Source organism: Nitratireductor sp. J20-h4 (assembly GCF_056780505.1).
Window position 1 is genome coordinate 616657 of record NZ_CM165557.1, and the last position, 18310, is coordinate 634966.

At 65.5% G+C, this 18310-nt stretch carries 18 protein-coding genes and 2 pseudogenes; 12 read left to right on the forward strand and 8 right to left on the reverse strand.

From position 1 onward, the window contains the following. Nucleotides 1–16: 16 nt before the first annotated feature. Nucleotides 17–331, reverse strand: a complete 315-nt coding sequence (locus tag ACT2B0_RS02960; protein WP_473461281.1) for a co-chaperone GroES — start codon at nucleotides 329–331, stop codon at nucleotides 17–19. Nucleotides 332–405: 74 nt separating this feature from the next. Between ACT2B0_RS02960 and ACT2B0_RS02965 the strand changes: the two genes are divergently transcribed. The 4 genes and pseudogenes from ACT2B0_RS02965 (at nucleotide 406) to ACT2B0_RS02980 (ending at nucleotide 1804) form a co-directional block, all read left to right on the forward strand. Continuing rightward, entirely contained in the window at nucleotides 406–618 is a 213-nt protein-coding gene (locus tag ACT2B0_RS02965; RefSeq protein ID WP_473461284.1) for a hypothetical protein, read from the forward strand. 212 nt (nucleotides 619–830) lie between these two features. Further along, complete coding sequence (locus tag ACT2B0_RS02970) at nucleotides 831–1094, forward strand: hypothetical protein (RefSeq protein WP_473461286.1); 264 nt, start codon at nucleotides 831–833, stop codon at nucleotides 1092–1094. Then, a pseudogene (locus ACT2B0_RS02975) lies at nucleotides 1091–1455 on the forward strand (hypothetical protein). Before ACT2B0_RS02970 ends, ACT2B0_RS02975 begins: the two are co-directional and overlap by 4 nt. Nucleotides 1456–1561: 106 nt before the next feature. Further along, nucleotides 1562–1804: a hypothetical protein gene (locus tag ACT2B0_RS02980; RefSeq protein WP_473461289.1), complete on the forward strand. Its 243-nt coding sequence runs from the start codon at nucleotides 1562–1564 to the stop codon at nucleotides 1802–1804. Nucleotides 1805–2359: 555 nt separating this feature from the next. On the opposite strand, the gene ACT2B0_RS02985 is transcribed toward ACT2B0_RS02980, so the two are convergent. The 3 genes from ACT2B0_RS02985 to ACT2B0_RS02995 form a co-directional block, all read right to left on the reverse strand. Continuing rightward, the gene (locus tag ACT2B0_RS02985; protein WP_473461291.1) at nucleotides 2360–2941 is read right to left on the reverse strand and encodes an RNA polymerase sigma factor; all 582 of its coding nucleotides are present in this window, start codon (nucleotides 2939–2941) and stop codon (nucleotides 2360–2362) included. Nucleotides 2942–3009: 68 nt separating this feature from the next. Continuing rightward, the gene (locus ACT2B0_RS02990; RefSeq protein WP_473461293.1) at nucleotides 3010–3339 is read right to left on the reverse strand and encodes a hypothetical protein; all 330 of its coding nucleotides are present in this window, start codon (nucleotides 3337–3339) and stop codon (nucleotides 3010–3012) included. A gap of 487 nt (nucleotides 3340–3826) precedes the next feature. Next, the gene (locus tag ACT2B0_RS02995) at nucleotides 3827–4147 is read right to left on the reverse strand and encodes a DUF5676 family membrane protein (RefSeq protein ID WP_473461295.1); all 321 of its coding nucleotides are present in this window, start codon (nucleotides 4145–4147) and stop codon (nucleotides 3827–3829) included. 491 nt (nucleotides 4148–4638) lie between these two features. Between ACT2B0_RS02995 and ACT2B0_RS03000 the strand changes: the two genes are divergently transcribed. From ACT2B0_RS03000 to ACT2B0_RS03010, 3 genes are read left to right on the forward strand one after another with little or no spacing between them, the layout of a single operon-like run. Beyond that, a complete protein-coding gene (locus ACT2B0_RS03000; RefSeq protein WP_473461296.1) occupies nucleotides 4639–6738 on the forward strand; it encodes a copper-translocating P-type ATPase in 2100 nt (699 codons plus the stop codon). A 16-nt stretch (nucleotides 6739–6754) separates the two neighbouring features. After that, on the forward strand, nucleotides 6755–7057 hold the full coding sequence (locus ACT2B0_RS03005) for a DUF2933 domain-containing protein (protein WP_473461298.1): 303 nt from the start codon (nucleotides 6755–6757) through the stop codon (nucleotides 7055–7057). Nucleotides 7058–7082: 25 nt separating this feature from the next. Continuing rightward, nucleotides 7083–8045, forward strand: a complete 963-nt coding sequence (locus ACT2B0_RS03010) for a DMT family transporter (protein WP_473465752.1) — start codon at nucleotides 7083–7085, stop codon at nucleotides 8043–8045. 146 nt (nucleotides 8046–8191) lie between these two features. On the opposite strand, the gene ACT2B0_RS03015 is transcribed toward ACT2B0_RS03010, so the two are convergent. The 4 genes and pseudogenes from ACT2B0_RS03015 to ACT2B0_RS03030 all read right to left on the reverse strand — a co-directional run. Then, nucleotides 8192–9532, reverse strand: coding sequence for an APC family permease (locus ACT2B0_RS03015; protein WP_473461300.1), 1341 nt, complete (start codon nucleotides 9530–9532; stop codon nucleotides 8192–8194). Continuing rightward, entirely contained in the window at nucleotides 9529–9915 is a 387-nt protein-coding gene (locus ACT2B0_RS03020; protein WP_473461303.1) for a DUF302 domain-containing protein, read from the reverse strand. The genes ACT2B0_RS03015 and ACT2B0_RS03020 overlap by 4 nt, the downstream gene beginning before the upstream one ends. Nucleotides 9916–9994: 79 nt before the next feature. Next, nucleotides 9995–10675, reverse strand: a complete 681-nt coding sequence (locus ACT2B0_RS03025) for an EF-hand domain-containing protein (RefSeq protein ID WP_473461305.1) — start codon at nucleotides 10673–10675, stop codon at nucleotides 9995–9997. 251 nt (nucleotides 10676–10926) lie between these two features. Next, nucleotides 10927–11133, reverse strand: a pseudogene (locus ACT2B0_RS03030) (transposase); the annotation flags it as partial. Between the two features lie 366 nt (nucleotides 11134–11499). On the opposite strand from ACT2B0_RS03030, the gene ACT2B0_RS03035 reads away from it, so the two are divergent. From ACT2B0_RS03035 to ACT2B0_RS03055, 5 genes are read left to right on the forward strand one after another with little or no spacing between them, the layout of a single operon-like run. After that, nucleotides 11500–12879, forward strand: coding sequence for a dihydroorotase (locus ACT2B0_RS03035; RefSeq protein WP_473461309.1), 1380 nt, complete (start codon nucleotides 11500–11502; stop codon nucleotides 12877–12879). Continuing rightward, nucleotides 12876–14171, forward strand: coding sequence for a Zn-dependent hydrolase (locus ACT2B0_RS03040; RefSeq protein ID WP_473461312.1), 1296 nt, complete (start codon nucleotides 12876–12878; stop codon nucleotides 14169–14171). Before ACT2B0_RS03035 ends, ACT2B0_RS03040 begins: the two co-directional genes overlap by 4 nt. Beyond that, nucleotides 14168–15256, forward strand: a complete 1089-nt coding sequence (locus ACT2B0_RS03045) for a DUF917 domain-containing protein (protein ID WP_473461314.1) — start codon at nucleotides 14168–14170, stop codon at nucleotides 15254–15256. The genes ACT2B0_RS03040 and ACT2B0_RS03045 overlap by 4 nt, the downstream gene beginning before the upstream one ends. A gap of 10 nt (nucleotides 15257–15266) precedes the next feature. Then, on the forward strand, nucleotides 15267–16937 hold the full coding sequence (locus ACT2B0_RS03050) for a urocanate hydratase (protein ID WP_473461316.1): 1671 nt from the start codon (nucleotides 15267–15269) through the stop codon (nucleotides 16935–16937). Further along, nucleotides 16934–18298, forward strand: coding sequence for a UbiD family decarboxylase (locus tag ACT2B0_RS03055; RefSeq protein WP_473461318.1), 1365 nt, complete (start codon nucleotides 16934–16936; stop codon nucleotides 18296–18298). Before ACT2B0_RS03050 ends, ACT2B0_RS03055 begins: the two co-directional genes overlap by 4 nt. The last annotated feature ends 12 nt before the right edge of the window (nucleotides 18299–18310 follow it).

Genomic DNA, 18310 nt, shown 5'->3' on the forward strand with positions numbered 1-18310 from the left:
GGAACGCAGAACCCGGTCAGGCGGCTTTTTTCGCCGCCGCGGTCTTTTCGACGACGCCCATGATGTCTGTCTCCTTCATGATCAGGAGATCCTCACCGTCGAGCTTGATCTCCGTGCCGGACCACTTGCCAAACAGGATGCGATCGCCGACCTCGATGTCGGGCGCGACCAAATTGCCGCGTTCATCCCGCATGCCGGGGCCAATGGCGATCACGTCGCCTTGCTGAGGCTTTTCCTTCGCCGTGTCAGGGATGATGATCCCGCCTTTGGATTTGAGATCGCCTTCAGCGCGTCGGATGACGACGCGGTCGTGGAGAGGGCGGAATTTCATTGGGTTCTTTCTGCGGCCGGGGCATAGGGCGGTCGCGCTTCCTATATAGCCCTTTTGGCACTCGAATAATAGGAGTGCCAAAATTTATTCTTGTACGCCAGAAAATATCTGAGTTTTCAGAATTTGGCCTGAGCGGATTTTGTCTGAAAAATGTCCAAAAATTATTGAAAAAAGGCTGTGATGGAGAGAAAATCGCAAAGAAAATGTTTGTTTATCCGAATAAAGAAGGTCTCGATCTTGTTCGTGTGGCGATTGAAGCGTATGTTGGGTGTGCGTGGATTGGATGAGCTGACTTCTGTCGAAGTTGGCGTATCGTCATTTGAGCGGGATTATTCGACAGCGAATGCATGGCGCCGGTCCGGCGTGCGTGCCGCCCGTTCGAATTCTGGAACGAGCCCTGCGCTGATTACGGGTGGACTGACAGCCTGAGGATCGTTCCGCTTCGGACTGGTATGATGCGAGAGGCGCCTTTTGCGTGCTTTTGCGGGGACACGCGGCCATGACAGCACGCACAACGCAGACCGTCGTTCACTTCACATCGCCCTTCCTGCTCCCCGGCATCGAGGGGCCGCAACCGGCCGGCGACTACCGCGTCGATCACGATGAGGAGTTGCTCGAAGTTGTCTCGCGGCTGGCCTGGCGACGCGTTGGAACGTTCATTCACCTGCCGGCGATCGCCAAGCAGGGTACCACGCGACAGATGGTGCCGATCGATCCGGCGGACCTCGATGCCGCACTCGAAAAGGACCAGGAATTGTCATGATGACCACGATCCCCTCGCACCGCAGCCGGCGGAGTACGCGCGACGCGGCAAAGCATCTCTTCGCCGTGGGGCAGCTTGTGCGCCTGAAGGGTGGCTTCGGAACGCCTGTTCTGCCGGCGGACATCTATCACATCACCGCCACGCTTCCGCCGCGAGGGGACTCCCCGCAATACCGCATCCGCAACGACGATGAGCGTCATGAGCGGGTGACGACCCAGGATAGTCTCGAACTGGTTGGCGCTCCGCTGCCAGGCGAAGGCGCGAGTTGATCGAAAGGACGTTTGATCATGGCCAAAGGCCAGAAACGCAGCAATCGCGAGATCAGAAAGCCGAAGCAGGCAAAGGCGCCGCCAAAAGCTGAAAGCAGCTTCAGCGAACAGATCAAGCTCGCCGCGAACGTCAACGCGCCGCGCGGCAAGGGTAAGCCCTGAGGAGCATCCTGCTCGGCGGATCGCGGAGGGATAGAGATGCGGGTCGTAATCGAGTTTTACCGCACTCGCGATGCGGACGACGCTCATGCCGTCGTCGGTCGCGTGACTGCGGAAGCCGTCGACGTCGCCGCCGCGATCGATACCGCCCGGCAGCTGTCGCTGACCATTGACATGCCGCAGCGGCCGGATGCGATGACGATTACCGACGTCAAGGGGGAAGTCATCTATTCCGGCGTTACCGAGGCCCCGATAATCGGCGATACCACATTGCCGGTATGACCGTCCGCGAACAAACCGGACGCTTGCGTTATGTCGCGTGGCGTGATGCGCGGAGGGCAAGGTACCCCGCTCCGATGCCTTCATCCCGGGTCATGGCCGTCGCACTGAAGCCGAGCGTTGGTGGTGTCCATACCAGCATCGTCACCGGCGTGCCGGCGCTCCGATGATCGCGCGGGGCCGTCCTTGGCCAAGCCGACGCAGCCGCTGGCGCGGTCTTTCTCAATTGCAACTACGGGTGAACTGCTCCCGTTCGACCGGACATCTGCCGCGCCGCCCGCAAATACTGTTCGGCGGAGGACAATATCCCCATCGAGCTTGAAGGCCTGCGCGGTGAGGAATAGAGCGCGGCGCTGGGCCGGCGTGAAGACATTGTCGAGCGCGCGCTGGGGCTGCGGTTGAGCCAGGCACCGAAGCCTGAGCGGGAGACGTCCAACGCCTCGCACAGCCATGCCACCGGGCCGAACGACGCCGGGCTTGGGCGCAGGCGGAAATTGTGGTCGAGCGATGCCGCAACCCGCAGCGGCCCGCCGCTTGGCGGCGGGCCGCAAGTCGTTTTCAGCAATCGCAATCGGAGAAGCGGCCATCGCCGCAGGTCGCGCAGACATCGGCGATCGCCTCCTTCAGCGCCTGTCGCGCCCGGTGAAGCCGCACACCGAGATTGTTTTGGGTCACACCATGATCTTCGGCAACAGCGGCGCGAGCCTCTTCGTTGAGGTCGATGCGACGGATCAGCTCGGCCTGGTCGTTGCGCAGACGCGCCAGCGCGGCGGTCACGCATTGACAGGCCGGCGCGTCGTCCGTGCTCGGATTCGTCTCGGTCTCGCGCGGTTCGCGGCGGTAGGCGTCCTCGCCGCGCCTTCTGGCGGCGCGGCGCCGGTACTGGTCGACAAGGACCGAGCGCATGACGCAGTGCAGCCAGGTCTCGGCATGGGACACGTCGTCAGGCGCGCCATTGCAGCGCAAGGCCTTCAAACAGAGTTCCTGAAATGCGTCGTCGGCATCTTCTGGGCGATTGAGCCGCCACCGGAAATAGCGCAGATACGCCTTGCGGTGTTCCACAAGGCACTGCTGAACCGCGGTAACGGGCTCCCGATAGGCCGCGCCCGATGCGACATCGGCGGCATGATGGGCAGTCATGACAAATCTCCAAACTCAAGGCGTGCAAGACAGCCAGCGAGGGCACGACGCGCATCGCTGGCGGTTCTTCAGGCTCGGGTCTGAAGGCGGGGTGGCTTGAAAGGCCGGTAGCTGGGACTTGGCGGATCCCGGTCGCCGCGGTTCATCGACAGGCGGCTCGCGATCAAGACGACGCCGACATCCATTGGTTTCGGCGGCAGGCTGATGGCGCAAGTCCCCGCCGGGCGGCAACACTGGTCGACGGCGACGTCAGGCTCGCTGGTGGCCAGCCGGCAGGACAGATCAGTCGGATCGGCCGCGATCTGATAGGTGTCCTCGGCGGCTACGGCGAGCCTGGGATAGTCGGCCGCCATGGCGAGCGTGATGGCGGCAAGCAAAACCAGCAATCCGGCGCGCATGCGCGCTGACCACCAGACCGTTTTTGCTTTCTTGCGCCGCACGGGCAGGCTCTTTGTTTCATGAAATCGCAACCGCAGTCTCGACAAGAACCGAAGGCTTCGCCTTGACCTCCGTCAATTCCGTGACCGGTTTCGGTAGTTCACGCGGTTGTGATTGGCATTGCGTGCTTTTTGCATCGTGCTCGTTGGCATGGGGATGACATAGGCCAGCCGCCAAAACACCCGTGGCCGGCATCGGCCGCGCGTGGAAACGCGGATGCCAAATCAGACAGAAGAGAGGGTTGCGCCGGCGATGATACTATTGGCGTGCGCGAATGAGGGACTGTCACATTGGGACGTCCGGCGGGCTGTGCGCTGCCGCCTTTCCCGACACCGTGGACGAGCACTAACGCGCTGGCGTTCATTTAGACGCAGCAGCGGTTTTGGCGGCGGTGACCTTCACCGGCGGTGCGCCGCCACGGCAGCCGGCCCCTTGAGGTCGGTGGTGTTATCGCGAACCCCAACCGGCGCATAGATTGTAAAGCGGGGCGAAGACCAGGGCGACATACCACCCATAGACGAAGGAAACGCCAAGGCCCCAGAAGAAATCGGGCCAACTCAGCCATTCGAACCAGGGAATCAGGGCAAGCCATGTCCGGTACATGGCCTGGCCGGGAACAACGAGATCGAAGATCACGCATACGGCAAATGTGATCGCCAGAAACAGGCCAAGGCTCATGCCAAGGGCAAATACCGGGATCTGGCCGGTGGTTGCGTGCGGCGCGTTGTCGGAGCGGTCGCTGCCGCTCTCGGTGCGGACGGTGTTCATGGCAATCCTCCTCGTCTCGCGGGCCTTCGGCTGCCGCTCGGCTGGTGGCTGAGGGCATGACCCGGCTGCCAACAAAGACGTCCTGCAGCCCGTCTCGTTACGCGCGGCGTTCCCGGCGCGCATTGAGCGGCGGACGGCACGGACCGGATCCAGGAAGCCGGATCGGCCGGTCTTGCCGGGCCGGCCCCGCATCGCCCATAGCGATCCGCTTCCGATTGCCCGGTTTCGAGCCTTCGCCGCGAAATGCCGTAATGAACCGGCGGCTTCGGCGTCCTTGTCGGTGAGAAAGGCCGTGTCCGAGGGCGGCAGTCACCGATGGAGGCGAAGACATGCACAAGCATCATCGCAAGGACGCGCCATCTAAGGGGCTGGGAATATTGTTTCTGCGCGGCGGCCTATGCCCAGCCTGTCCAAGGTCCTCGCGCCGGCCTATGCCCAGCCTGTCCAAGGTCCTCGCGCCGGCCCGGATACGCACCACCCGGAACACCTGAATGAACCATGCGGCCAGCCACCACCACGCAGACTCCCGCGCCGCGCGCGCCAAGTCGCGGACGCATCACGGCCATGACGCTCATGGCGGCCACGACCATGGCGCGATGATCGCGGACTACCGCAGGCGCTTTTGGATCACGCTCGTCCTGACCGTGCCGATCCTGCTGCTCGCCCCGATGATCCAGGGCTGGCTGGGCCTCGAGCAGGCGCTCGACTTTTCGGGCGACGCCTCTGTGCTCGCCGCGTTGTCCTCGGTCGTTTATTTTTACGGCGGCTGGCCGTTCCTGTCCGGCTTCTGGTCCGAGATGCGCACCGGCCGCACCGGCATGATGACTCTGATCGCGGTGGCCATCACCGCGGCCTATGCCTATTCGATGGCGATGGTCGTCATCGGCTCGCAGGAGACCTTCTTCTGGGAGTTGGCGACGCTGATCGCCATCATGCTGCTTGGCCATTGGATCGAGATGAAGTCGATCATCGGCGCGGGCAAGGCGCTCGAAAAGCTCGCCGCGCTGATGCCAGACACCGCCCATCTGGTCGAGCCCGATGGCGGCATCCGCGATGTCTCGGTCTCGGATTTGACCGGCGGCGAGACGCTGCTGGTCAAGCCCGGAGAGAAGGTTCCCGCGGACGCGGTGATCGTCAAGGGCGAGTCGGCACTCAACGAGGCCATGCTGACCGGCGAGTCCAGGCCGGTCCACAAGGGGCCCGAGGCGCAGGTGATCGGCGGCTCGATCAATGGCGAGGGCGCGCTCACCGTCAAGGTCGTGCACACCGGCGAAGACAGCTTCCTGTCCAACGTCATCAGACTGGTGGAGGACGCGCAGGCCAGCAAGTCGAAGACCCAGGATCTGGCCAACAACGCCGCGCGCTGGCTGACCTTCATCGCCCTCGGCGGCGGCCTGGTCACCGTTCTTTTCTGGACGCTTGCGACCGGCCAGGGCTTTGCCTTCGCCATGGAGCGCGCGGTGACCGTCATGGTCATCGCCTGCCCGCACGCGCTGGGGCTCGCCGTGCCGCTGGTGGTGGCACGCTCGACGGCTATCGCCGCCGGCAACGGCCTCCTGATCCGCGACCGCACCGCCTTCGAGGAGGCGCGCAATACCCAGGCCATCATCTTCGACAAGACCGGCACGCTGACCAAGGGCGAATTCGGAATCACCGACACGCTGGTCTTCGACACACGCTACACGGAGGCCGAAATCGTCGCCTACGCCGCGGCGGTCGAAAGCCGGTCGGAACATCCGATCGCCAAGGGCATCGTCAACGACGCGCTCGACCTTTGGGGTGTCGACGATTTCAGGGCGATCCCCGGCAAGGGCGCCGAAGGGGCCGTCAAGGGCCGGGACGTGAAGGTCGTCAGCCCCGGTTACTTGCGCGCCAACGGGTTTGAAATCGGCGATCCGCGTTACGAAACGCTCAGCGGCGAAGGCAAGACGGTTGTGTTCGTGCTGATCGACAACGAACTCGCCGGGGCGATCGCGCTTGCCGACATCGTCCGGCCCGAATCCAGGCAGGCCATCGCCGACCTGCAGAAGCTCGGCATTCGCTGTATCATGCTGACCGGCGACAACAGGCAAGTGGCCGACTGGGTCGGCCGACAGATCGGGCTCGACGAAGTGATCGCCGAGGTCCTGCCGCAGCAAAAGGCCGAGACGGTCAGAAAGATCCAGGAACGCGGGCTGATCGTCGCGATGACCGGCGACGGGGTCAACGACGCCCCCGCGCTCGCCCAGGCCAATGTCGGGATCGCGGTGGGCGCGGGCACCGATGTCGCCATCGAGACCGCCGACATCGTGCTGGTGCGCTCCGATCCTGGCGATGTCGCCGCCATACTCGGCCTGGCGCGGGCGACCTACAGCAAGATGATCCAGAACCTCGCCTGGGCGACCGGCTACAACGCTTTCGCGATTCCCGCCGCCGCCGGCGTGTTCTTTTCCTGGGGCTTGGTGCTGAGCCCCGCCATCGGCGCGATCTTCATGTCGGCCAGCACCGTCATTTGCGCGCTGAACGCACAGCTTCTCAGGCTCGACCGGCAGCGCGGCGCCGGTGCCGGCCCGGCGCCGGCCGCCGTGCGACCACCCGCCGGCGCGCAATGATCAAGGAGATCATCCAATGCAACACAATCCGCCGCCGCAAGGCGGGCGTGGCTCACCGCCCGGACGCCGCGACAATGGCCGAAGCTGGCCGCTGATCGCACTCCTGATCGGCCTGATTGCTGCACTGGTCTACCAGTATCGCGCCGTCCTACCTGTCGAACTGCTCTCCGTCGCGGCGCTGCTGGCGCTGTGCGGCGGCATGCACGTCTTCATGCATCGCGGACGGGGACATGGCGGGCATGGTCGAGACGGGCATGAACGTAACCGCTCGATCCGGAAGGACGACTGGCCTGACGAGGACGACCGGGGGACCGCGTGAGGGCACAATCCCGGTATGCGTCCTGATGTCCGTACCGCCCCGGCTTCTGGCGGTCGTCGTCATGGCCCTGTGGGCGATGTGCTACCCCCTGATCGCCTTGGCGCTCGACGATGCCCCGCATCTGAGTTTCGCCGCTCTGCGCGCGGCACTCGGCGGCGCGACCTTAATGGCGGTGGCCTTGGCAACGGGCGTCAGCTGGCCGGCCGCCGGGCGGCAGTGGCGCTGGATCCTCGTTGCCGGCGTCGGCATGACCGGAATCGGCTATTTCGGCATGTTCCATGGCGCCGAATTCGTCGCGCCTGGGCTGGCGACGGTGATGTCCAACGGGCAGCCGCTGATCGCCGGGCTGCTGGCGACCGCCTTTCTGGGGGAGCGCACCGGTGCGGCCGGCTGGAGCGGCCTCGTGATCGGCTTCGTCGGCGTCGCCGTCATCGCGCTGCCAAGCTTCCGGCCAGGCGCGAGCGCGACCGACATGATCGGCCTTGGTTATGTGCTGCTGGCGACCACCGGCGTGGCGGTCGGACACATCGCGATCAAGCGTCTTGCCGAGGAGGTCGCGCCGGTCATGGCAATGGGGCTGCAGCTTTCAGTCGGCGCGTTCCTTCTGGCCGGTCTGGCGATCGCCTTCGAAGACCCGACGAGGATCGACTGGACCGGGCGTTTCGTGGTGGCGTTGCTGGGGCTCGCGCTGCCTGGAACGGCGCTCGCCTTCTGGCTCTGGCAAATCACTCTCGCGCGGCTCACAGTTTCGCAAGCCGTGGCCTTCAGTTTCATTGTCCCGGTGATCGGCCTGACGGTTGGATGGGCGTTTTTCGAGGAAACGGTAACGACGCTCACGATTGCCGGTGCCGTGTTGTCGGTCATTGGCGTCTGGCTGGCAACGGGCCAATGGAGCCGCGCCGGAACGCCCGCGCCGCCGGGAGGCGCATGTCGGGAGCCATGGTCTCCAAGGCCGTCAAAAGAGCCGCCGGCGCACGCAGATCGTTGAAACCGGCGCCGGCCGGGCGGGGGCGCGGTCAGTGCCGTCGGCAAGGTGCTGACGCCTGCCGGCAGCCGAGCGCGCTTACGTCCTGCACATGGCCACAGGCCGCGGAGAAGCCGCCCCTGCGTCCGGCCGCGTTTCGGGAAACCGGGTCAGGAACCGGGTTCACCCTGGCGCTGCGGCGAAGGGTGGAATTTCGTCAGATAGACCCGCTCGAAGGCGAATACCGCTGCCATCGTGCTAGCAGCGATGACGACGATGGCCGGGTCGGCCCGCCATTTCATCGTCGTGAAGGCGGTAAGCACCACCGCGTCGAGCGCAATCGCGGTCAAGAGAATCCAGCCCCTGGCCCCGACTTCCCGGCGCAGGTGACGATAAACGCCCCAATGGATGATCATGTCCATCACCAGGTAGAAGAAGGCACCCAGCGCCGCGATGCGCGACAGGTCGAAAAACACGGCCAGGACGGCGGCGATGACGACCGTATAGACGAGCATGTGATCTCGGATGGCGCCCGGCATGCCGAAATGGCTGTGCGGGATCAGCCTCATCTCGGTGAGCATGGTCAGCATGCGCGAGACCGCGAAGATTGAGGCCAGCAGGCCGGACGCGGTCGCGACCAGCGCCAGGGCAACGGTCAGGTAGAACCCGGTGCGCCCGAGCGCGGGTTCCGCCGCCTCCGCCAGCGCATAGTCCTTAGCCGCAACCAGAGCGTCGAGCGACAGGCTGGACCCTACCGCCAGGGCGACCAGCAGATAGACGACGACGCAGATCAGGATCGACCAGATGATGGCCCGGCCGACATTGCGATGCGGATCGGTGATCTCGGCGCCCGAATTGGTGATGGTGGTGAAGCCTTTGAAGGCCAGAATCGACAGCGCAACCGAGGCGAGGAAACCGGTCGGCGAAAAGCGGCTTGCGCCGCCCGACGCCTCGAACGACAGGCCGCTCGCCCACAGCGCGGCGGCGCCGAAAAGGGCAATGCCGCCCACCTTGAGCACGGCCATGACCAGCGAAACCAGGCTCACCGAGCGATTGCCCGCGACGTTGACGAGCCAGGCCGTCAGGATCAGCGCCACGGCGATTGCCGGCACGGCGATGCCGCCGGGCTCGCTTCCTAAGCCCCGAAGCGCATAGGTGGCGAATGTCCGCGCCACCAGGCTCTCGTTGATGACCATGGACAGCGCCATCAGCAGCGCCGCGCCGGCTGCCACGGTCGTCGGTCCGTAGGCCCTTTGCAGGATCATGGCGATTCCGCCCGAAGAGGGATGGGCGTTGGAAACCTTGACATAGGAATAGGCGCTGAAGCCGGTCACAACGGCGCCGAGCAGGAACGACAGCGCAAACCACGACCCTGCCAGTTCAGCGATCTGGCCCGTCAGCGCCAGGATGCCGGCGCCGATCATCACGCCGGTGCCCATGGCGACCGCGCCGGGCAGGCTGATCGAACCGGCCCGGTCGGTTTTGTCAGGCGCGTCGGTATTGTGTGTCAAAGCGCGGCGATCACCTTGGCAAGCATGTCGCGCACCTGGGTAGCGACCTTGGCCAGTTTTTCGTTGTCGATGGCCTGCATTGAGGCGACCGGGTCGACGGCGCTGACCTCGATGCCGTCGTCGGTCTGGCGCAGGATCACGTTGCACGGCAGCATGGCGCCGACGCGCGGCTCGATGCCGATCGCCTGCCACGCCATGGTCGGATTGCAGGCGCCGAGGATCCGATAGGGGGCCATCTCCTCGTCGAGCTTCTTCTTCATCGTTGCCTTGACGTCGATCTCGGTCAGAACGCCGAAACCGTGGTCGGCCAGGACGCTGCGGACCTTCGAGTCGACAGCGTCGAAATCGGCGCCTTCAATCGTGCGGGTGATCGTGTAGCCCATGGAAAACTCCCTGCAATATCATAAAACCAAGCCGCGCCCGCTCGCCGGACGCGGCCTGACACGATGAAAGTCCGATCGGTCAGTTGTCGTCCATCATGTCGTCATCGTCCATCATGGAACGGCCGTTGCCCATCATGGTTCCAGGTCGGCCGGGACGGCCCTGAGCGGACATTTGCGCCCGCATCGCCTCGCGCATGCGTTCCATCCGCGCGAAATTGTCGGCCGGCGCGGTGATCTCCTCGCCCGTCACGGCACCATCGCCGTTCTCGTCCAGAGCCTGGAAGCGATCGACCATGGCCGGTCGGACCATGACCGCGTGCAGCCCTTCGAATTCTTCGAGCGACAGCCGGCCATCGCCGTCGGCGTCATACTGTTCCAGTCGGGCGGTGAGGCCGGCGCGTAATTCGTCGGCCGTCAAAACCCCGTTCTCGTCGCTGTCGAACAGATCGGTCATGGCGCCCATCGGGCCCATCATACCCATGCCGCCGCCCGTGCCCATGCCGCCCATGCCCATGCCCATGCCCATGCCGCCGCCCATCATCGAGCCGTGCATACGCATCATCATCGGCATCATGGAAGACATGTGGTCCATCATGCCAGGCCCCATGCCTTGGCCACCCCATTGACCCTGGCCCATCATGCCGGGCCCCATGCCCTGAGCCGGGCCGCCCCACCCTGGACCATGTGCTATGGCCGGTGACGCGGCTGCCACGCCAAGTATGACGGCCAGTCCGAGCGCCGTTGCCGGTATGCGTTTCATTGGTTGTCCTCGCTGTGGTTGCGTCGTCATGGACCGCCGCTCGCACAATGCTGCACGATGGCGTTCGCTGCTTAAGACGCGCCGCGCGGCTGATGATTACACATCGTCGTGAAATTACCGGCTTCGCCCAGGCCCGGTCGTCGCGGTGTGAAATCCGGAAGCCCTGTGATGCGGCTTTCAGGTGCCGAAGAGCTTGATACCCATTTCTTGTCGCTTGGCGTCCAATATCGCGCGCAACAGTGACAGGAAATGCTCGCCGATCGAGCGGGGTCATCTGCAAGCCGTTTCTTGCCCGCTTCGAGGAAGTCGTTCGACCAATTGTAGTAGAAGCTCTCGGCTATGTCCTCGCGCCGGCAGAGCGCGGCGATGTTGTCCTCGCCACGCAGGCCTTCCAGCACGATGCGGATCTACTCCTCCGCCGAATATTGTTTGCAGGTGGCGCGGCGGATGTCGTTGATGGTCTTTTCCGCCGGTTACGTCTGAGTCTCGGATTTCCGTCTCAACTTTGCTCCTTGAAGGGCTACGATGAGCCAGAAGTCCTCCTCTATCCGTCAGGTCAAAATTGCCTCATTGGCGCTGACGGCGGACACCTTCCGCCCTCGATGGCTCTACTCACATGGCGCGACCCGCAAGACACGGGCCTGAATCGTAACGAGCGATAATCGCCCGTGTCGGTCGGCTCGAGTGTGTCGGCTATGGGTACGGCGCGGTCTCCCCAGCGCCCGCCTTCCGACCGAGTTCGCTATCCCATATCGCGCGCTTCGGCGAAAACGATTGTCGCGACGGCCAAAGTTTTTTGATCCTTCCTCGGCTTAGGAGGATCAATGAGCGACTACGATCTGATTATCACCGGACGTGTGGTGGACGCCGAGCGCGTCCGCGAGAACGGCTATGTGGCAATTCGCGGCGGGCTCGTCGAGCGTATCGGCGAGGGCCCGCCGCCTGCCGCGCGCGCGCGGCAGGATTTCGGCGACGCCTATGTCATGCCGGGCGCCATCGACGCACAGGTTCATTCCCGTTCGCAGCGCGGCCAGGAAGATTTCGTCTGGTCGACGCGCGCGGCGGCAGCCGGCGGCGTGACGACCATCGTCGACATGCCTTATGACGACGGCGTTTTGATCTGCACCGGCGAGCGTCTGGCGACCAAGGCGTGCGAGGCGGGTGAGCAGGCGCGCGTTGACTTCGCGCTCTACGGCACGGTGCATCCCGACGACGGCCCGCGCCACATCGCCGACATGGTCGCCGCCGGCGCGGCCGCCTTCAAATTCTCCACCTTCGGCACCCATCCGCAGCGTTTCCCGCGCATTGCGCCGCATATGCTGCACGCGTGCTTCGCCGAGATCGCCCGGCACGGGCTTGCGGCCGGCGCGCACAATGAGAGCGACGAGATGGTGCGCGCCGCCGAGGCCGCGATCTCCGGCTCCGGCATTACCGACTATCGCGCGCACGGTCTGGCGCGCCCGGCTCTGGCCGAGGCGCTGGCCACCGCCGAGGTTTACGAGATCGGTGCGGCGACCGGCTGTTCCGCCCATATCGTGCATTGCTCGATCGGGCGCGGCTACGAACTGTGCCAGGACCATCGTGCGCGCGGTCACGACGCCACCATCGAAGCCTGCATCCACTATCTCGTGCTCGATGAGGAAAACGACGTCGCCCGGCTTGGCGGCAAAGCCAAGATCAACCCGCCGATCCGTCCGCGGGCCGAGGTCGAGGCGTTGTGGCGCCACCTGGCGGCGGGCCACGTTACCGTGGTGTCGACCGATCACGTGAGCTGGTCGGAGGATCGCAAGACCGATCCGGTCATGCTCAACAACGCCTCGGGCGTGCCGGGGCTGGAAGTGCTTTATGCGCTGCTTCTCGACGGGCTTCTGAAGCGGGGGCTGAGCCCGGTCTGGGCGGCGCGGCTGTTGGCGGCCAATCCGGCGCGGCTGTTCCGTATCGGCCACCGCAAGGGCGCGCTGGAACCGGGGCGCGACGCCGATATCGTCGTCATGGCGCGCGATCCGCGTCGTTACGACGCCGGCGCCAGCGGCAATAATTTCGTCGGCTGGAGCCCGTATCAGGGCATGGCGCTCGACTACAGGCCGGTCGCCACCTTCCAGCGCGGCGAAATGGTTTTCGACGGCACGCGCGTTCTGGCCGAGCCCGGCGCGGGCCGGTTCGTCACCCCGGCGCGGGCGCTTGCGGAGAATGGCGGGCAATGACGGCGCGACGCACGAACCTGCCGGTCGATGGCGGCCGGCTGTGGGCCGACCTGATGGCGCTCGGCACCATTACCGAGCCGGACAAGCCCTACACGCGCCGCTCCTTCTCGCCGCTTTTTCTGGAAGGGCGCGACTGGCTGGCCAAGCGCTTCGCCGCTGCCGGCCTGTCGGTGCGCACCGACACTGGCGGCAACCTGATCGGCCGCATGGAAGGCGCACGCGCGGATGCCGGTACGATCGTAATTGGCTCGCATTCCGACACCGTCCCGGCCGGCGGGCGGTTCGACGGCGTGGCCGGCGTGATCGTGGCGCTTGAGATCGCCCGCTCGCTGCGCGAGGCCGGCCGTCGGCTCAATTGCGCCATCGAGGTCATCGACTTCCTGGCCGAGGAACCGAGCGAATTCGGCCTGTCCTGCGTCGGCAGCCGCGCCCTGACCGGCCGGCTGACGGACGACCAGCTCGCCTATCGCGATCCGGCCGGCGAGCGGCTCGATCAGGCGATCCGCAGGGTCGGCGGCGACCCCGACCGGCTCGCCGCCGCGCAGCGCGAGGATATAGTCGGCTTTTTCGAGCTGCATATCGAGCAGGGCATCGTGCTGGAGCAGCAGGGCATCGACCTGGGCATCGTCACCGCGATCGCCGGCATCGCCCGTGTCGAGATCGTGTTCGACGGCCGCGCAGACCATGCCGGCACCACACCGATGGACCTGCGCCGCGATGCCGGGCTGGCAGCGGCGATCACATCGGCTTTTGTCGCCTCGACGGCGCGCGAGGCCGCTGCAGGTGGCAACGGCCACTTCGTCGCCACCACCGGCATGTTCGAGCAGTTTCCGAACGCGGCCAATGTCGTGCCCGGCAAGGCGCGTCTCGTCGTCGACATCCGCGCCGAGGACCATGCCGTGACCGAGCGTTTCCTGGCCGCGCTCGATGCGCGCAGCGGCGAGATCGCCGCCGAGTGTGGCGTCGAGCGCGCCCGCTTTGCGCTGTTGTCGGACACCGATCCAGCCCCCTGCGACACCGCGCTGCAGTCGCTCTTGTCGCAAAGTGCCGACGCACTGGGCTATTCGTCCCTGCCGATGGCGTCGGGCGCCGGCCACGACGCGGCCTTCATGTCGCATATCGCGCCGAGCGCCATGGTGTTCGTCCCGTGCCGCGACGGGCGCAGCCACGCGCCCGAGGAATGGGCCGAACCGGATGCGATCGCCGCCGGCGCGGCGGTCATCCACGACGCGGTGCTGCGTCTGGACGAAAGACACAACAAGACCGAGTCCGAAGGGAGCGACGCCAGATGACACGAATTCTAAGGGCCCACGATATCGAGGCCGCCGTCAAGGGCGGCGCGGTCTATGCCGCCGGCGGTGGCGGCTGGGCCGATCACGGACGCATGCTGGGAACGGCCGCCGTCAATGCCGGCGAGCCGGAACTGGTGTCGATGGACGATGTCCCTGACGAGGCCTGGATTGCCACCGCCGCCGCGATCGGCGCGCCGGCCGGCACGACGGAATGGCAGATGCTGGGTGTCGATTACGTCAAGGCGGTCCGGCTGGTCGAAGAAGAGCTCGGCGCGCCGATCTATGGTCTCATCATCGGCCAGAACGGCAAGTCGAGCACGCTTAACGCCTGGCTGCCCTCGGCGATCCTCGGCACCAAGGTGATCGACGCGGTCGGCGATATCCGCGCCCATCCGACCGGCGACATGGGCTCGATCGGTCTGGCCAATTCGCCCGAGCCGATGATCCAGTCGGCGGTCGGCGGCAATAGGTCCAAGAACGCCTATATCGAGCTCGTCGTGCGCGGCGCGACCGCCAAGGTGTCGCCGATCCTGCGCACCGCCTCCGACATGTCGGGCGGTTTCATTGCCTCGTGCCGCAATCCGGTGCCGGCCGCCTATGTGCGCGAGCACGCCGCGCTTGGCGGCATCTCCATGGCGCTGGCGCTGGGCGAGGCGATCATCGCGGCCGAGCCGCGTGGCGGCACGGCGGTGATCGACGCCATCTGCAAGCAGACCAAGGGAGAGATCATCGGCCAGGGCAAGGTCGTTGCCAAGGACGTCGTTTACACCAACGAGGCCTTCGATGTCGGCACGATCAAGGTCGGCAGCGGCAAGGGCGCCTGCGTGCTGCACGTCATGAACGAATACATGGCCGTCGACGATGGCGAGGCAAAGCGCATCGCCGGTTATCCCGACGTCATCACCACGCTGAATACAAACGGCGTGCCGATGAGCGTCGGCGAGGTTGTCGAGGGCATGGAGCTTCTGGTGCTGCGCGTGCCCAAGACCGTGATCCCGCTATCCTCCAGCGTCACCGACCCGGCGGTCTACCCCTCCGTCGAGGCGACGCTCGGCATCAATCTGACAGACTACGCGCTCGGCTAGGGAGACCGTCATGCATCGAGACTTTACGGTGACGAGCGGCGCGACGCTGCGCTGCAAGGGCTGGCGCCAGGAAGGGCTCTTGCGCCTTTTGGAGAACGTGCTTGCCGTCGGCGAGGACCCCGACAATCTGATCGTCTATGCCGCGCTCGGCCGTGCCGCGCGCGACTGGCCCTCGCATGACAGGATCGTCGCGACCTTGAAGACGATCGAGGACGGCGAGACGCTGATCGTCCAGTCGGGCAAGCCGATCGGCGTGGTCCGAACCCACCCCAAGGCCCCCGTCGTGCTGATGGCCAATTGCAATATGGTCGGTCAGTGGGCGAAGGCGGAGAATTTTTATCGCTGGCAGGACGAGAACCTGATCTGCTGGGGCGGCCTGACGGCCGGAGACTGGCAGTATATCGGCTCGCAGGGCGTCATTCAGGGTACGTACGAGATCTTCATGCGCATCGCCGAGCAGAATTTCGGCGACGATCTGGCCGGGCGTTTCGTGCTCACCGCCGGGCTCGGCGGCATGGGCGGCGCCCAGCCGCTCGCCGGCGTGATGGCCAAGGCCGCGATCCTGTGCGTGGAGATCGATCCCAAGCGCATCGAAAAACGCATCGAGGTCGGGTATCTCGACAAGCAGGCCGAAACGCTCGACGAGGCGCTGGCGCTGATCGAGGAGGCCCGTACCAGGAAAGAACCCCTGTCGGTCGGCCTGTGCGCCAACGCCGCCGACGTCTTCGAGCAGATCCGCGAGCGCGGCATCGTGCCCGACATCGTCACCGACCAGACCTCCGCGCATGACCTGATCTACGGCTATGTGCCGGCGGACTACGATCTGGAGACGGTGCGCCGCATGCGCCGCGAAGCGCCGGACGAACTGATGGCCGCCTCGACCCGCTCGATCGTGCGCCATGTCGGTGCGATGCTGGCCTTCCAGAAGGCCGGCGCGGTGGTGTTCGATAACGGCAATCTGATCCGCACCCAGGCCAAGGAAGGCGGCGTCGACAACGCGTTCGACATCCCGATCTTCACCGAGGCCTTCCTGCGGCCGCTATTTGCCCGCGCGATCGGACCATTCCGCTGGATCGCCCTGTCGAACGATCCCGACGACATTCGCAAGATCGACGACTGGCTGCTGGAGGAGTTCAAGGACGATGCCGGCGTCACCCGCTGGATCAAGCTGGCGCGCAAGCACGTGCCGGTCGAGGGCATGCCGGCGCGCATCGCCTGGCTCGGCCACGGCGACCGCACCAGGCTCGGCCTTGCCGTCAACCGCATGGTGCGCGAGGGCGTGCTGGCGGGGCCGGTCGCGTTCACCCGCGACCACCTCGACGCCGGCGCCATGGCGCATCCCAACATCATGACCGAAAACATGCGCGACGGCTCCGACGCGATCGCCGACTGGCCGCTGCTCAACGCTCTGGTCAACTGTGCCTCGCAGGCCGATCTGGTCGCGATCCATTCCGGCGGTGGCGGCTATTCGGGCTATATGACAAGCTCCGGCGTGACGCTGGTCGCCGATGGCTCGGCCGAGGCGGACGAAAGACTTGAGATGACTCTGACCAACGACACCACCACGGGCGTGATGCGTTACGCCGATGCGGGCTACGAGGAGTCGTTCGACGAAATCGAGCGCAAGGATATCCGGCATTTCCGGCTCGACACGACCGGCAAGGGCGGGGCCGGGGCATGAGCATCGACCAGAGCATGCGCGGCTTCCTGGCCGCGCTGGAGGACGACGGCGAGCTGCATCGAGTCGGCCGTGTAGTTGACCCGCGTTTCGAGCTGGCCTCGGTCCTGTCCCTGCGCGACGACGGCGCCGCGCAACTGTTCGAGAACGTGCAGGGCAGCGCCATGCCCGTCGTCGGCAACCTCTACAACCACCGCAGCCGCTTCGCCCGGGCGCTCGCCATCGAGGAAGCCGACCTCGACGCGCATTGCCTGGCTGCGCTGCGCCAGCCGGTCAAGCCTGTCGTGGTCGAAGACGGGCCGGTGCAGGAGGTCGTCCACCGGGCGCCCTTCGACATCGGCGAACTGATGCCGGTGCCGCATTGGTTCGAGAAGGAGGGAGCGCCCTATATCACCGCCGGGGTGATCGTGGCCAAGGATCCCGAAACGGGCCGTCGCAACGTGTCCATCGCGCGCTTCCGGCTCGAAGGCGGTGTTCGCATGATGGCGGGCATTGCCAAGAACCACCATCTCGCCCAGATGGCCGAAAAGGCCCGCCGTCTCGGACGCGATCTCGAAATCGCCGTGGCGATCGGCAATCATGCCGCCGTTCTGCTCGGCTCGCAGCTCTATCTCGAACTCGGCGATGACGAATTCGACAATGCCGGCGCGCTGCTCGGCGCTCCGATCGAACTCGTCAAGTGCAAGACGGTCGATCTCGAAGTGCCGGCCCACGCGGAAATCGTGATCGAGGGGCGGCTCAACCCCGACGACCTGATCGAGGAGGGCGCGGTCTCCGAATTCCCGGGTTTCTACGTGTATTACGGCCCTGGCATCGGCGTCGAGGCGAGCTGCGTCACGCATCGCAAGGACGCGATCTATCAGGCGATCCTGCCCGGCTATGCGCGCGAGCATTGCCTGATCGGCGCGGTCTCGATCGGCGCGACGCTGACGCGCGATCTCAAGCGCGCCATTCCGGCCGTCCGCCGCGTCTTCGTCACCGAAGGCGGGATGGGCCGCCTGCACGCCATCGTGACCATGCACAAACCGCGCCTCGGCGAGGGCAAGCGCGCGGTGATGCTGGCCATGGGCTCGGTCAATCTCCTGAAACTCGTCATCGTCGTCGACGACGATGTCGATCCCGAGGACTGGCGCCAGGTCGAATGGTCGCTGGCGGCCCGGTTCCGGGCGCATGAGGACCTGATCGTGCTGCCGGGCGTCAAGGCGGACCGCTGCGATCCCGTGCATGAGGATCTGGTCGTCACCAAGATAGGCATGATCGCCACCACCCGTCCCGGCGACGGCGAGCCGGGCGGCCGCTCGGAATTCGTCCGGCCGCCGGCGGATATCTATGAAAGGGTGCGCCGCGACCTCGAATCCTATTAGGATCGGGGCCGT

Coding starts and splice junctions, on each gene's coding strand:
- ACT2B0_RS02960 (WP_473461281.1), bottom strand. CDS start 331: ATGAAATTCCGCCCTCTCCACGACCGCGTCGTCATCCGACGCGCTGAA.
- ACT2B0_RS02970 (WP_473461286.1), top strand. CDS start 831: ATGACAGCACGCACAACGCAGACCGTCGTTCACTTCACATCGCCCTTC.
- ACT2B0_RS02980 (WP_473461289.1), top strand. CDS start 1,562: ATGCGGGTCGTAATCGAGTTTTACCGCACTCGCGATGCGGACGACGCT.
- ACT2B0_RS02985 (WP_473461291.1), bottom strand. CDS start 2,941: ATGACTGCCCATCATGCCGCCGATGTCGCATCGGGCGCGGCCTATCGG.
- ACT2B0_RS02990 (WP_473461293.1), bottom strand. CDS start 3,339: ATGCGCGCCGGATTGCTGGTTTTGCTTGCCGCCATCACGCTCGCCATG.
- ACT2B0_RS02995 (WP_473461295.1), bottom strand. CDS start 4,147: ATGAACACCGTCCGCACCGAGAGCGGCAGCGACCGCTCCGACAACGCG.
- ACT2B0_RS03000 (WP_473461296.1), top strand. CDS start 4,639: ATGAACCATGCGGCCAGCCACCACCACGCAGACTCCCGCGCCGCGCGC.
- ACT2B0_RS03005 (WP_473461298.1), top strand. CDS start 6,755: ATGCAACACAATCCGCCGCCGCAAGGCGGGCGTGGCTCACCGCCCGGA.
- ACT2B0_RS03010 (WP_473465752.1), top strand. CDS start 7,083: ATGTCCGTACCGCCCCGGCTTCTGGCGGTCGTCGTCATGGCCCTGTGG.
- ACT2B0_RS03020 (WP_473461303.1), bottom strand. CDS start 9,915: ATGGGCTACACGATCACCCGCACGATTGAAGGCGCCGATTTCGACGCT.
- ACT2B0_RS03025 (WP_473461305.1), bottom strand. CDS start 10,675: ATGAAACGCATACCGGCAACGGCGCTCGGACTGGCCGTCATACTTGGC.
- ACT2B0_RS03035 (WP_473461309.1), top strand. CDS start 11,500: ATGAGCGACTACGATCTGATTATCACCGGACGTGTGGTGGACGCCGAG.
- ACT2B0_RS03040 (WP_473461312.1), top strand. CDS start 12,876: ATGACGGCGCGACGCACGAACCTGCCGGTCGATGGCGGCCGGCTGTGG.
- ACT2B0_RS03045 (WP_473461314.1), top strand. CDS start 14,168: ATGACACGAATTCTAAGGGCCCACGATATCGAGGCCGCCGTCAAGGGC.
- ACT2B0_RS03050 (WP_473461316.1), top strand. CDS start 15,267: ATGCATCGAGACTTTACGGTGACGAGCGGCGCGACGCTGCGCTGCAAG.
- ACT2B0_RS03055 (WP_473461318.1), top strand. CDS start 16,934: ATGAGCATCGACCAGAGCATGCGCGGCTTCCTGGCCGCGCTGGAGGAC.